The sequence below is a fragment of the Actinoplanes italicus genome, assembly GCF_003001815.1.
Classification (GTDB): domain Bacteria; phylum Actinomycetota; class Actinomycetes; order Mycobacteriales; family Micromonosporaceae; genus Actinoplanes; species Actinoplanes italicus.
The window spans coordinates 200,327-213,626 of record NZ_PVMZ01000011.1; the positions used below are offsets into that span (position 1 = coordinate 200,327).

Annotated in this window: 8 protein-coding genes; 5 read left to right on the top strand and 3 right to left on the bottom strand. The window is 72.0% G+C overall.

The features are described from left to right. The first annotated feature begins 43 nt into the window (after positions 1 to 43). The 3 genes from CLV67_RS26520 to CLV67_RS26530 all read left to right on the top strand — a co-directional run bounded on the left by CLV67_RS26520 (position 44) and on the right by CLV67_RS26530 (position 4,069). A complete protein-coding gene (locus CLV67_RS26520; RefSeq protein ID WP_106322986.1) occupies positions 44 to 1,252 on the top strand; it encodes a sulfite oxidase in 1,209 nt (402 codons plus the stop codon). 23 nt (positions 1,253 to 1,275) lie between these two features. Then, a complete protein-coding gene (locus CLV67_RS26525; protein WP_106322988.1) occupies positions 1,276 to 2,307 on the top strand; it encodes a LacI family DNA-binding transcriptional regulator in 1,032 nt (343 codons plus the stop codon). Between the two features lie 82 nt (positions 2,308 to 2,389). Then, positions 2,390 to 4,069 (top strand): glycoside hydrolase family 13 protein, encoded by a 1,680-nt coding sequence (locus tag CLV67_RS26530; protein WP_106322990.1) that lies wholly within the window; start codon positions 2,390 to 2,392, stop codon positions 4,067 to 4,069. A gap of 65 nt (positions 4,070 to 4,134) precedes the next feature. On the opposite strand, the gene CLV67_RS26535 is transcribed toward CLV67_RS26530, so the two are convergent. Both CLV67_RS26535 and CLV67_RS26540 read right to left on the bottom strand, forming a co-directional pair. After that, positions 4,135 to 4,812 carry a hypothetical protein gene (locus CLV67_RS26535; RefSeq protein WP_106322992.1) on the bottom strand — a complete coding sequence of 226 codons (678 nt, stop codon included), beginning with the start codon at positions 4,810 to 4,812 and terminating at the stop codon, positions 4,135 to 4,137. A 113-nt stretch (positions 4,813 to 4,925) separates the two neighbouring features. Then, positions 4,926 to 5,342: a hypothetical protein gene (locus tag CLV67_RS26540; RefSeq protein ID WP_106322994.1), complete on the bottom strand. Its 417-nt coding sequence runs from the start codon at positions 5,340 to 5,342 to the stop codon at positions 4,926 to 4,928. 251 nt (positions 5,343 to 5,593) lie between these two features. Here CLV67_RS26540 and CLV67_RS26545 point away from each other — a divergent pair, with 251 nt between their 5' ends. Together CLV67_RS26545 and CLV67_RS26550 are read left to right on the top strand one after the other, a co-directional pair. Beyond that, entirely contained in the window at positions 5,594 to 10,393 is a 4,800-nt protein-coding gene (locus tag CLV67_RS26545) for a diguanylate cyclase (protein ID WP_170154002.1), read from the top strand. After that, the gene (locus CLV67_RS26550; protein WP_106322998.1) at positions 10,390 to 12,306 is read left to right on the top strand and encodes a putative bifunctional diguanylate cyclase/phosphodiesterase; all 1,917 of its coding nucleotides are present in this window, start codon (positions 10,390 to 10,392) and stop codon (positions 12,304 to 12,306) included. The genes CLV67_RS26545 and CLV67_RS26550 overlap by 4 nt, the downstream gene beginning before the upstream one ends. Positions 12,307 to 12,375: 69 nt before the next feature. On the opposite strand, the gene CLV67_RS26555 is transcribed toward CLV67_RS26550, so the two are convergent. Then, positions 12,376 to 13,179 carry an SAM-dependent methyltransferase gene (locus CLV67_RS26555; protein ID WP_106323000.1) on the bottom strand — a complete coding sequence of 268 codons (804 nt, stop codon included), beginning with the start codon at positions 13,177 to 13,179 and terminating at the stop codon, positions 12,376 to 12,378. Positions 13,180 to 13,300 lie beyond the last annotated feature (121 nt).

Sequence of the window (13,300 nt, forward strand, 5' to 3'; positions counted from 1 at the left end):
AGACTATTCTACAACTCCTATTGAATCGATAGGATGTGTCGCCATGAACGAGGGTGAATTCGACGAACGCAGACTGCGCGACTTCATGGCTGGCCGGACCAGCGGTTTCTCCCGGCGGACGCTGCTCGCGCTGACCGCCGCCGCGGGTGTCGGCGCGGCACTGCCGGGCAGTCCCGCACAGGCTGCCGGACCGATCGTCAAGCCGCTGCCGCCCGACCTGTTCCGCAGTCTCGGCACCAACGCCGAGACGCTCTGGTCGTCGCTCAAGGGGCAGGGCTACTACGTGCCGGTGGACCGCTTCTTCGTCCGCAACCACACGGTGACCCCGACGATCGACGCGTCCACATGGAGCCTGGAGATCTCCGGATCAGGGACCCGGACCGCACACTTCACTCTCGACGACCTCAAGCGGCTGCCCAGCGTCACCCGGCCGGTGGCGATCGAATGCGCCGGCAACGGCCGCGGCTACTTCACCACCCAGCAGGGGCAGACCGTCTCCGGTACGGCGTGGCGCCTCGGCGCGATCGGCGTCGGCAAGTGGACGGGCGTCAAGCTGTCCACGGTGCTGCGAAAGGCCGGAATCAAGAAGAGTGCCGTCGACGTGCAGCCGGTCGGCCTCGACCCCAACTTCGTCAGCGGCGGCGTCGACCTCGGCCCGGTCCGGCGGCCGTTCCCGCTGCGCAAGGCGTTCGACGACGTGATCCTGGCCTACGAGCTCAACGACGAGCCGCTGCCGCCGGACCACGGCTTCCCGGTCCGCGTCGTGGTGCCGGAGTGGATCGGCATCTCGTCGATCAAGTGGGTCGGGAAGATCGAGGTGTCCGCCGAACCGCTCTTCTCCCCCTGGAACACCCAGTTCTACCGGCTGTTCGGGCCGGAGTTCCCGGCCGAGGGCGTGCCGATCAACCGGCAGGTCGTCAAGAGCGCCTTCGAGCTCGACCCGGGTACCACGTTCCCGGCCGGCGTGCGGACGCGGCTCACCGGGCGGTCCTGGTCGGCGGACGGGCCGATCCGCGAGGTCGAGGTCAGCACCGACGGCGGTACGACCTGGCGGCGTGCCCGCCCGTACGGCTCCACGCCGGGCGGGGTCTGGCAGCGCTGGGAGTACGACTGGACGCCCACGGCCGGCGAGCACGTGCTGCTGGCCCGGGCCACCGACGTGCGCGGCAACACCCAGCCGGAGGTGGCCGAGTTCAACACTCTCGGTTACCTCTTCGACGCCGTCGTCCGCGTGCCGGTGACCGCGGGGTAACGCTCTGGGATAGTGTGCCGCGCATGCCGTCGGGAAAGGCCACGTCCAGCGACGTCGCGGCGGCCGCGGGCGTCTCCCGTTCGGCGGTGTCGTTCGCGTTCAACAACCCTCAGCGGATCTCGGTGGCGACCAGGGAACGGATCCTGGCCGCCGCCGAGGAGCTGGGCTACGCGCCGAGCACGCTGGGCCGGATGCTGCAGGCCGGCACCACCGGCTCGATCGGCGTGCTGCTGCCGCAGGGGCTCGGGCGGATCCTGGAGAACCCGTACTACTCACGGTTCCTGATGGGTGCCGGTCAGGTGTGCGACCAGGAGGGTTACACCCTGCTGCTGACTCCCCCGCTGCAGGACTCGGTGCTCAAGGCCATCCCGTACGCCGCCGTCGACGGTTTCATCGTGTGCGGACTGGAGGCCGACCGCGGCGAGGTCGCCGAACTGACCCGCCGCGGCATCCCGTTCGTGCTGATCGACAGCGACCGTCTCGAAGGCGCGCCCAGTGTCGAGGTCGATGACCGCGGCGGCGCCCGCGAGGTGGCCCGCTATCTGCTCGATCTCGGACACCGCCGGCTGGCCGTGCTGTCGATGGACCCGGGCGCCGAGGTGCCGGTGCGCGGCTACCGCGGCCCGCTGGCCCGGCGGCTGGCCGGGATCGCCGACGCGCTGACCGATTTCGGCCTCACGATGGCCGACGTGCGGCTGGCCGAGGTGCCGGTGACGCGGTCCGAGGGCTACCGGGCGACGGTCGGCCTGATGTCCGGTGACGAGCCGCCGACCGCCGTGCTCGCTCTGTCGGACGTGCTCGCGTACGGGGCTGTGGATGCGCTGCAAGAACTTGCAATCAAGGTGCCCGCAGAGGTGTCCGTGACCGGGTTCGACGACCTCGCGGAGTCCTCCTGGTTCCGTCCGCGACTGACCACGGTCCGGCAGCCGATCGTGACCAAGGGACGGATGGCCGCGGACTTCCTGATCTCGGCAATCAGGGGTGAGGCACAACACCCGCACCAGACTCTGGGCACCTCCCTGATCGTCCGGGAATCCACCGCGAAACCGGCATAACACCTCGCTGCAAGAACTTGCTGCAAGAAAGCAGCGGTCAACCTATGTAACACGTGTTAGTAAGCTGCTAGCGTTCGTCGCCATGACGGATCAACTGATCGCACCGCCCACCGTGGAGGCGCCCCCGGCATCGTGGTGGCGCAACGCGGTCATCTACCAGATCTACCCGCGCAGCTTCGCCGACTCCAACGGCGACGGCATCGGCGACCTGCCCGGCATCCACAGCCGGCTGCCGTACCTGCGGGACCTGGGCGTGGACGCGGTGTGGCTCTCCCCCTTCTACGCCTCGCCCCAGGCGGACGCGGGTTACGACGTCTCCGACTACCGCACCGTCGACCCGATCTTCGGCACTGTCGCCGACGCCGAGCGGCTGATCTCCGGCGCGCACGCCCTCGGCCTGCGGGTCATCGTCGACCTGGTTCCGAACCACTCCTCCGACCAGCACGAGTGGTTCAAGCGCGCGATCACCGACGGCCCCGGCTCGACGTTCCGCGAGCGTTACCACTTCCGCCCCGGCCAGGGCGAGAACGGCGAGCTGCCGCCCAACGACTGGCCGTCGATCTTCGGCGGCCCGGCGTGGACCCGGGTCGAGGACGGCGAGTGGTACCTGCACCTTTTCGCACCCGAGCAGCCCGACTTCAACTGGGAGCACCCGGCCGTCCGCGACGAGTTCAAGACCATCCTGCGGTTCTGGCTCGACCTCGGCGTCGACGGCTTCCGGATCGACGTGGCACACGGCATGGTCAAGGAGGACGGCCTGCCCGACCTCGGCGACATCGGCGAGTGGCACCTGCTCGGCGCCGGTGAGAGCCCGTTCTTCGACCGCGACGGCGTGCACGAGATCTACCGCGACTGGCGCAGGATCCTCGACGAGTACCCCGGCGAGCGCATCGCCGTGGCCGAGGCGTGGGCGCCGACACTGGCCCGGGTCTCCAACTACGTCCGCGACGACGAGCTGCACCAGGCCTTCAACTTCAGCTATCTCGGTACGGCGTGGAACGCGCACGAGCAGCAGCAGATGATCGAGGAGTCGCTGGCCGCCATGCGCGTCGTCGGCGCCCCGACCACCTGGACGCTGTCCAACCACGACGTGGTCCGGCACACCACCCGCCTGATGCAGAAGATCGACGGCGAGGCCGCCGGGCGCAAACCCACCGAGGTCGACGACGAGGCCGGTCTGCGGCGCGGCCGTGCGGCGTCGGCGCTGATGCTGGCGCTACCCGGTTCGGCCTACGTCTACCAGGGCGAGGAGCTCGGCCTGCCCGAGGTCATCGACCTGCCGCCGGAGGCCCGCCAGGACCCGGCGTTCCACCGCGCGGCCGGCCAGGACGGCTACCGCGACGGCTGCCGGGTGCCGATCCCGTGGAGCGGCGACCAGGCTCCGTACGGCTTCGGCCCGGACGGCGGCGACAGCTGGCTGCCGCAGCCCGCCTCGTGGGCGGCGCTCAGCGTGGCCGCACAGGCCGGTGTGCCCGGCTCGACGCTGGAGCTGTACCGCTCCGCGCTCGCGATCCGCAAGACCGACCCGGCGCTGGCCCCGACCGACAACCTGCGCTGGATCGCGGCCCCGGCCGGTGTGCTCGCCTTCGAGCGTGAGGTCGAGGACGCCCCGGTCTTCCGCTGCACGGTCAACATGAGCGACGAGCCGGTCGCGGTCGGCCGCCCCGGCGAGCTCCTGCTGGCCAGCGGGCCGATCGAGGGCACCGCCGACAACATCGTGCTGCCGCCCGACACCACCGTCTGGTGGTCCATCACCCGCTGAGAACCGCCCGGCGATGAGTGAGAGACGTCCGGCCATCCCCAGGACGGTGGGGGATGGCCGGATCCTCACGTCGGGTCGTTCCAGGTGAACGCGTAGAAGGCGACCATCTGACGGTCGGCGGTGGGCAGCGTCGCGATCTGCAACCAGGCCGTACGTCCGTCGGAGCTGCGGGCGCACAGATACGTGCCTTTGGCCAGCGAAGAGTAGGGCACCCGCTCGGTCCCGCTGTCGCGCAGACCTCGGCAAGTCGGATGGTCGGGCTCGCCCTGCGCCAGGATGACGAGATTGGCGCCACCCGTCGTGAGCAGCGCGTCCTCCGTGGCAATCAGATCATTGTCAGTGCGCTGGCCGGCATGCCAGTTGTCGATGTCGGCCGAGTCGTACCCGGTCACGAACCGCAGTTCCACGTTCCCCGAGTCCTGCCGGACAAGCGTCGGATCCGGCTGCACCGGCGGCGGATCGGTCGTCGGGGTGGCCGTCGGCTCCGGCCCGGGCCCACTCGTCGTCTCGTCGGCGGCCGGTTCCGTGCTCGGCGGCGTGCTCCCCGTCGGCACGGTGATCGCGTCCCGCCCGCCGGGCGTCGGCAGCGGGCCCGGTGGAGTGCCTCCGGTGGCCGTGGTCGCGGCGACGGGCGACGCCGACGCGACCGGCTCCGGGGCCTTCGCCACGGTGACCATGGGCACGGCACTGCCATCCAGCGCCAGCTGGCCGGATTCGCTCTGCTGCCCCGTCTTCCAGGTCATCGCGGCCCCACCGCCGACGAGCGCGACGAGCCCGAGTGTGATCAGTCCGCCGCGCAGCGCTCGGCTGCGGGCGAATCGGCGTGGCGTGATGTCACCGGCGGACGCGGGCCGTCTCAGGTCGTCGCCGGGCTCGCTGGGGGGCGTACCTCCCCGGACCGGCTCCCGAAGTGCAGATCGCCGTGCACCGTCACCGGCCCGCGGAAGTGCGGCGTGCTCAGATCCCCCTGAACGGTCCCGACGCTGAACGACGTCGCCGGCCCGTGCCCGAGTTCGTCGAGCAGAGCCCGGGCCGCCGCCAGCAGCTCCCGGTCGCCGGCCGCCGCGTCGGTGTCGAGGTGCGCCTCGATGACCCGGCGGTCGGGGCGGTCGGCGTCGAGTTCCCGCAACGCCGCCTCGCTGTGCCGCAGGTACGGCCGCAGCAGCGACTTCAGCACGGCGTAGGCGTCCCGCGCGGTCTGCTCGGCCATCGCCGTGGCGACCGCTCCACCCCCGGCGGCGAGGGCGGTGAGGATGAGATCAAGATCGGCCACCGGAACGGCACCTCCAGGACGCGGGGTCTTCCCTGCCACGCAGTGCCCCGATCAACTCATGAAACCCGCGGCGGCCGCCGGACATGACCATGTCCCGCCCTCAAACACCCCGGAGAGTGAGACCCGGCTGGGCCTCACCGCTGTCTCAGACGCGCTATGACAGCGGTCCGGCACAGCCGGAGCAAGCGGGCCGTCGGTGGCAGAGCGGGAGCAAGACTCAGAGTGGGAGGGCCGGGGCCGATCGGCAGCGCGTGATCGAAGACCGCGCCGAAGTGCTGCTCCACGACAGCGACCGCACCCGGGTGACCCGTGTCCGTCTGGACGACGGGATCTCGGTCGTGCGCAAGCAGCCGCTCGGGGCCGGGGCGGCCGCCCGCCTGAGCAACGAACTGGCTGTGCTGCGGCGCCTGGAATCGGTCGGCGGGACGCCCCGCCTGGCTCCGGAGAGCCTGGACGGCATCCTGTCGTTGCGGGACGACTCCGGCCGTACGATCGCTGAAGAGGTCTGGGCGACCGGCGCATTGCTGGACCTGGCGGCCGACCTGGCCGGGATTCTCGCCGGAGTGCACCGCAGCGGTGTGGTGCACCGGGACGTCAGCCCCGCGAACGTGCTGGTCGATCCGGAGACCGGGCGGCCCACGCTGATCGACTTCGAGCTGGCGGTGCTCGACAGCCGCGACGCCGGGACCGTGCCGGGCCTGGCCGGGACGCTGCCGTACCTGGCACCGGAGCAGACCGGGCGCACCGGCCGGCCGGTCGATCACCGCAGTGACCTGTACTCGCTCGGCGCCACCCTGTACGAGCTGGCGACCGGGCAGCCGCCGTTCGGGCGTGACCGGGACCCGCTGAGCCTCGTGCACGACCACCTGGCCCGCGTGCCGGTGGCCCCTTCCGAGGTGAACCCGCGGGTCCCGGCCCTGCTGTCGGAGATCATCCTGCGGTTGCTGAGCAAGGAGCCCGAGCAGCGCTACCAGAGCGGCGAGGGCCTGGCCCACGACCTGACGCTGCTGCGGGAGGGGCGGCTGACCGTGCTCGGCGAGCGTGACTTCCCGATGCGCCTGGCCCCGCCCGCGCGACTGATCGGACGCGAGGCGCCGCTGGCCGCCCTGCATCGGCTGCTCGCCGGGACGTCCGGTGGCCGCAGCGCGTTCGCGCTGGTCACAGGCCCGCCCGGGGTGGGCAAGACGGCTCTCGTGGACCGGCTGCGCCCCGCGGTTGCCGAGGCCGGCGGCCGGTTCGTGACCGGCAAGTTCGACCAGTTCCACCACGACCTCGGCGGCGGCGCGGTCCGCGAGGCGTTCGACCAGCTCGCCGACCGGCTGCAGGCCGAGCCGGAGGACGTGGTGGCCGGGCTGCGCGAGCGGCTGCGCGCGGCGCTCGGCGCGGACTGCGGGCTGATCGCCGCGGCGATGCCGGCGTTCCGGGCGCTGCTGGACGTGGAGCCGGAGCGGTCCACCGAGGACCCGCGCGCGTTCTTCGCCCGCCTGCGCAAGGCCGGGCTGGCCCTGCTGCGCGCGGTGGCCGGCACCGGGCCGCTGGTGATGTTCCTCGACGACCTGCAGTGGGCGAGCCGGTCGGCGTTCAGCTTCCTCGACGACGTGCTCGACAACCCGGACGTGCCGGGCCTGCTCGTGCTCGGCGCCTACCGAGAGGAGGAGGTCGACGAGGCCCACCCGCTGACCGCCGTGCTGGCCCGCCTGCACCGGGAACGCGGCGACGCCGGCGAGGTGCGCCTGGACAACCTCAGCGGCGGCGACCTGGGAGTGCTGATCGCCGGGATGCTGCGGCTGCCGGAGGCCGGGCGGCTGGCCGAGGTGCTGGCCGAGCGGACCCGCGGCAACCCGTTCGACACCGTCGAACTGCTCAACGCGCTGCGCCGGGAGGGTGTGCTGGTGCCCGACGGCGGCGGCTGGCGCTGGGACGCGGCCTCGGTGCGCGACTTCGTCGGGCACGGTGACGTGGTGGCGCTGATCGGTGCGCGGATCGACGCGCTGCCGGACGGCACCCGCGAGGCTGTCGACCTGATGGCCTGCCTCGGCGGCGAGGTGCCCCTGGAGCTGCTCGGCGCGCCGCTGACCGCGGCCGTCGACGACGGGCTCGTGACGGTCGGCGACGGCACCGCGCGGTTCCGGCACGACCGGGTGCAGCAGGCGGCGTACGGCCGGCTCGACACGACACGGCGGGCCAGGCTGAGCCTGTCGCTGGCCCGCGACCTGGCGCCGGCCCCGGAGGCGGCGCCGCTGTACCTGGCCGCGATCGACGAGCTGCTCGTCCCGGGCACGGCCGGCCCGGGCGAGACCGAGGCCGCGGCGAAACTGCTGCGCCGGTCCGCCACGGCCGCCCGGCGCGTCGCCAACCATGCGACGGCCGAGGTTCATCTCGCGGGTGCGCTGCGACTGCTCGATCAGACCCATGAGATGTACGCGACGCTGCGCGCCGAATGGCACGCGGCGCTGTGCGCGCTGAGCCGTTTCGACGAGGCGGACCGGGTCTTCGCCGAACTGAACACGCCCGCCCACGACCCGGTGTGGCGGTCCGGCCCGGTCGCCGAGCACCTCGGCACGCTCACCAACCGCCGGATGCTCGGCGAGGCACTGTCGCTGGGTCTGGACCTGCTCGCCGAGCTGGGCATCGACGTGCCCGCCGACCCGGAGGCCATGGCGCCGAGGATCGGTGCCGCGCTGGCCGCGTTCCACGGCTGGCTGGCCACCGGCGGCGACAGCGCCGACCGGCCGGAGATGACCGATCCGCGGCTGCTCGCGGCGGCGCACGTGATCAACCGGCTGACCGGGGCGGCGTTCTTCGCCGACCGGATGCGGATGGCGTGGCTGGTGGCGCAGGCGTCCGAGTTGTGGACGGAACACGGTGTCTGCGCGGCACTGACCGGCGTCCTGGGCAACATCGGCATGGTCACGCTCGGTGGCGGCGGTGACCCGCGGGCCGCGTACCGGGCGGTCACGCACGTGCTCGCAACCGGGGAGAGCCGCGGCTACGAACCGGAGACCTCGCAGGTGCGGTTCCTGCACGTGGTCGCGACCCAGCCGTGGTTCGAGCCGCTGGAGAACGGGATCCGCCTGGCACACGAGGCCCGCGACGGCCTGCTGCGCGGCGGCGACCTGCGCAACGCCCTCTACACCTACCACGCCTCGGTGCCGCACATGCTCGACAGCATTCCGGACCTCGAGTCGTTCCGCCGTGAGGCGCAGGCCGCCGTGGCGTTCGGCGAGCGGATCGGCGCGGGTGACGACGCGGCCATGTTCGAGTCGTACCTGCGTCTGGTCCGTGCGCTGCGCGGTGAGACAGCCGGCGGGTCGTTCGGCGACGACGAGGACGAGCACCTGGCCGGCCTCGCCGGCAGCCCGGCGGCGGCCTCCGTCTTCACGAACCTGCGTTCGCTGTCGGCGGTGATCTTCCAGGACGACGAGACCCTGGTCCGCACCAGCGCGGAGTCGATGCGGGTGGTGACACAGATGCCGGAGGCCTACACGCTGGCCGGCGCGCACGTCTTCGCCGCGCTGGCCGCAGCGGTCACCGCGCGGGAGGCGACCGGCAGGCGGCGGGCGGAGGCGCTGGCCGCCCTCGACCGCAGCCACGACTTCCTGGCCACCCGTGCGGGCTGGCAGCCGGGCAACTTCCGGCACCTGTACCGGCTGGTCGAGGCGACCCGGGCCGCGGTGAACGGTGAGTTCGCGGCGGCGGCGGCCGCCTACGACGCGGCGATGTCCGACGCGGAGACCGCCGGCCGTGCGTGGCACTTCCCGCTGATCACCGAGCTGGCGGCCCGGTTCTACCTGGACCACGGCCTGGAGCACGTCGGGGCGCGGCTGCTGTCCGAGGCGTTGCCGGGGTACGCCCGATGGGGCGCCACCGGCAAGGTCCACGCGCTCAAGCGGTCCTACCCGGCGCTCGGCTCGGCGCTGGGCGGCACCGCCACCACGCGGCCCGCCACGGTAGGCGGCTCCCACAGCATCAACCTGTCCACCGAGGTCATCGACCTGATGGCGGTTCTCGAGGCGGCGCGGGCGCTGAGCTCGGAGACCGATGTGGACCGGCTGCGGGTCCGGGTGCAGCAGGTGCTCGGCGCGATGACCGGTGCCACCGCGGTGCACGTGGTGCTGCGCGACGACCGGGACACCCGCTGGGTGCTGCCGGCCGACGGCGACCGGCCGGAACTCGACGTCGAGGAGGCGGCCCGGCAGGGGCTGCTGCCGCTGAGCGCGATCCGGTACGCCGAGCGCACCCGCGAACCGCTGCTGGTCGACGACGTGTCGCTGGACGACCGGGTCGGGCGGGACCCGTACCTGGCCGGGCTGGATCACTGCTCGCTGCTGGTGGCGCCGGTGATCGCGCACGGCGAGCCGCGGGCCGTGCTGGTGCTGGAGAACCGGCTCAGCAGGCGCGCGTTCTCGGCCGGCCGGCTCGACGGCGTACTGCTGATCGCCGGGCAGCTGACCGTGTCGCTGGAGAACGCGCAGATCTACGCGTCGCTGGAACGGGCGGTCGCGGAGCGTACCGAGGAATTGGCCCGGGCGAACCACCGTCTCGAGCTGCTCACCGTCACGGATCCGCTGACCGGGCTGCCGAACCGGCGCAAGCTTGCCGCGTTCCTGGACGACACGTGGATGCGCTCGCAGCGGTCGGGTGAGCCGATCGGCGTCGCCATGATCGACATCGATCATTTCAAGAAGTACAACGACCACTACGGTCACCAGGGCGGTGACGAGTGCCTGCGGCAGGTCGCCGACGCGCTGGTGGCCAGTGTGCGCAACACCGACCTGGTGGCCCGCTACGGGGGCGAGGAGTTCTGCATCGTGATGCCGGGCGCCGCCGCCGAGAACGCGATCGTCGTCGCAGAACGGGCCTGCCGTGCCGTGGCACGCCTGGCGCAGCCGCACGCGCTCGCCGGCGGCGGCATCGTCACCGTCAGCGTCGGGGTCACCTCCGGCACCCCGCTCACCCACCCGGGCGGGCCGGACCAGCTGCAGAAGCTCGCCGACGAGGCGCTGTACGAGGCCAAGCGCACCGGACGCAACCGGGTCGTGGGCGGATGAGGCGCCGGGGACGCGACGGCCTGCGCCGTACCCGCCGGTGGGTCATCGCCTCGTTCATCGTGTCGCTGACCCTGCTGTCCGGCTTCTCCCTGATCGACGACCGGCGGCACGCCGCCATCGTGGAGGACGTCGTTCTCGACGGCGAACGGGTGACCGCCTACCAGCACGCTGCCTACCTCTCGGCGTACGAGATGTCACTGATCCAGGCGACCGCCGACAACCCGGACGGCCCCGAGCGGCAGCGGCTGCTCGCCGTCGACGACGAGACGTACCGGGCCACCCTGGCGATCGCCCAGGTCGCCCCGGACGGCAGGGACGTGACCGAGGCCGGCACCATCGCCCGGCGGCAGGCCAACCTGCGTCAGGTGATCATCTGGTACCTGTCGCTGCTGGACCGCGGCGAGACGGCGAAGGCGCTGAGCACGCTGGAGACCGTCATCGAGCCGACCTACCAGCGCAACACCGACCGGTTGCTGAGCCTGCGCGACCGCTACCAGCAGCGGTACACCCAGAACCAGGCGGCCGCCCGGCAGGACTCGCACCGGCTGGTCCGCGACGGCGTGATCGCGTTCGCGCTGAGCCTGCTCGTGCTCGCCCTGTTCGCCTGGCACACCCGCGCCCACCGCCGGCAGGTCGAGGCGCTGGCCGCCACCGACATGCTGACCGGGCTGCCGAACCGGGCCGCCTTCACGTCCGGCCTGCAGAAGGCGCTGTCCGCGGCCCGGCCGGACCCGTCCGACCCCGGCATCACCGTGCTGACCGTCAACATCGACGGGTTCCGGCACGTCAACGACCAGCTCGGCCCGCACATCGGTGACCGGCTGCTGGCCGAGGCCGGGTGGCGGCTGTCCGAGGTGGTCCGTGACAGCGACCTGGTCGCGCGGACCGGCGGCGACGAGTTCGCGATCCTGCTGCGCGACCTGGACCCGGCCCGCACCGACGTGGTCGCGGCCCGGCTGCGGGAGGCGTTCGACCAGTCGTTCCACCTCGGCGACATCACCGTCGACCTGGAGATCAGCATCGGGGCGGCGACCGCCGCGCCGGACGACGACGTCACCACCCTGCTCGGGCACGCCGACAGCGCCATGCACGACGCCAAACAGCAGCACGACAGCTTCCGCCGGTTCAACGGCGGCACCGGGCAGGACAGCGCCGACCGGCTCACCCTGCTCGGCGACCTGCGGCGCGGGCTGACCGACGACTCGCAGTTCACCCTGCACTACCAGCCGAAGGTGTCACTCACCGACGGTTCGCTGTCCGGGGTGGAAGCGCTGGCCCGCTGGCACCACCCGACGCGTGGACCGGTGCCGCCGGGACAGTTCGTGCCGGTGCTGGAGACCACGAGCCTGATCCACCCGTTCACCGAGCGGGTCCTCACCATCGCCCTGCAGCAGGCCCGCACCTGGATGGACGCCGGCCACCGGATCCCGGTCGCGGTGAACGTCTCGACGCGCAGCCTGCTCGAGGAGTCGTTCCCGGGGCGGGTCGCCGCGCTGCTGGAGTCGAGCGGGGTGCCCGGCGAGCTGCTGTGCATCGAGATCACCGAGCACACCGTGCTGTCCGATCCGACGACCACGATCGAGGCTCTGCGCCGGGTCCGGGAGCTGGGCGTGAAGACGTCGATCGACGACTTCGGCACCGGGTACTCGTCGCTGACGTACCTCAAGCTGCTGCCCGTCGACGAGCTGAAGATCGACCGCTCGTTCGTGTCCGACATGGTCGCCGACGCCTCCAGCCACGCGCTCGTGGCCTCGGCCGTCGACCTGGCCCACAACCTGGGCCTGACCGTGGTGGCCGAGGGCGTCGAGGACGACCCGACCGCGAAGGCGCTGGGTGGCCTGGGCTGCGACACCGCACAGGGTTACCACTTCGCCCGCCCGGTCCCGGCCGGCGACCTCCTCCTGGAGGTGTGACACGACGCGGCTGTGTCTCACCGTTGTCTCGGCGCCGCTGAGACAACGGTGAGACACAGCCGGTCGGTCTTACGGCTTGCGGGCCACCGCTCCGTACTCGTCGACCTCGCGCAGGTCCTCGCCGTCGGCGTCCGGCGACGGGCGCCACTTCGAGCACGGCACCAGGCCGGGCTCGAGCACCTCGAGGCCGTCGAGGAAGCGGGCAATCTGGTCGGGGTGGCGCAGGTGATAGCTGAGCGGGGCGTTCGCGTTCCACACGCCGATCGCCTCCTCGAACGCCGGCCCGTCGATCACGTTGGTGCCGTCGGCGGTGATGAAGTAGCTGCCCGAGGGCAGCTCGGCGAGCAGCGCGCGGACGATGCCGACCGCCTGCTCGATGTCGGGCACGTGACCGAGAATGTTCATCAGGATCAGGCCGACCGGCTGGTCCAGGTCGAGCGTGTTGCGCGCCGCCGCGATGATCGCCGCGGGCTCGTGCAGGTTGGCGTCGATGTACTCGGTCCTGCCCTCGGGCGTGCTGGTGAGCAGCGCCCGCGCGTGCGCCAGCACCAGCGGGTCGTTGTCGACGTAGACGATCCGCGCCTCGGCGGCCGCGGCCTGCGCCACCTGGTGGGTGTTCTCGGCCGTCGGCATGCCGGTTCCGATGTCCAGGAACTGCCGGATGCCCGCGTCTTTCACCAGGAAGGTGACGGCCCGCTTGAGGAACGCCCGCGAGTGCCGCGCCACCACCTCGATGTCCGGGTAGAGGTTCGCGAAGTCGTCGCCGACCGCCCGGTCCACCGGGAAATTGTCCTTGCCGCCCAGCCAGTAGTTCCACACTCGTGCCGAATGCGGCACGCTGGTGTCCAGTTTGGCGGCGTCGCTGTCGGTCATGGCGGCTCCCGTCGGGCGGCGTCACTGTCGGCGACGAGCATACGCCGTCCAGCATGAAGGTCCACACCGGACGATGGGTGTCCGGCCGGTAAAGTCTGACCGCTCCGGATCGCCGGCCGAC

What these genes read in the sequence shown, in the direction of transcription:
- CLV67_RS26520 (WP_106322986.1), top strand. Translation starts at nt 44, where the DNA reads ATGAACGAGGGTGAATTCGACGAACGCAGACTGCGCGACTTCATGGCT.
- CLV67_RS26525 (WP_106322988.1), top strand. Translation starts at nt 1,276, where the DNA reads ATGCCGTCGGGAAAGGCCACGTCCAGCGACGTCGCGGCGGCCGCGGGC.
- CLV67_RS26530 (WP_106322990.1), top strand. Translation starts at nt 2,390, where the DNA reads ATGACGGATCAACTGATCGCACCGCCCACCGTGGAGGCGCCCCCGGCA.
- CLV67_RS26535 (WP_106322992.1), bottom strand. Translation starts at nt 4,812, where the DNA reads ATGACCTGGAAGACGGGGCAGCAGAGCGAATCCGGCCAGCTGGCGCTG.
- CLV67_RS26550 (WP_106322998.1), top strand. Translation starts at nt 10,390, where the DNA reads ATGAGGCGCCGGGGACGCGACGGCCTGCGCCGTACCCGCCGGTGGGTC.
- CLV67_RS26555 (WP_106323000.1), bottom strand. Translation starts at nt 13,179, where the DNA reads ATGACCGACAGCGACGCCGCCAAACTGGACACCAGCGTGCCGCATTCG.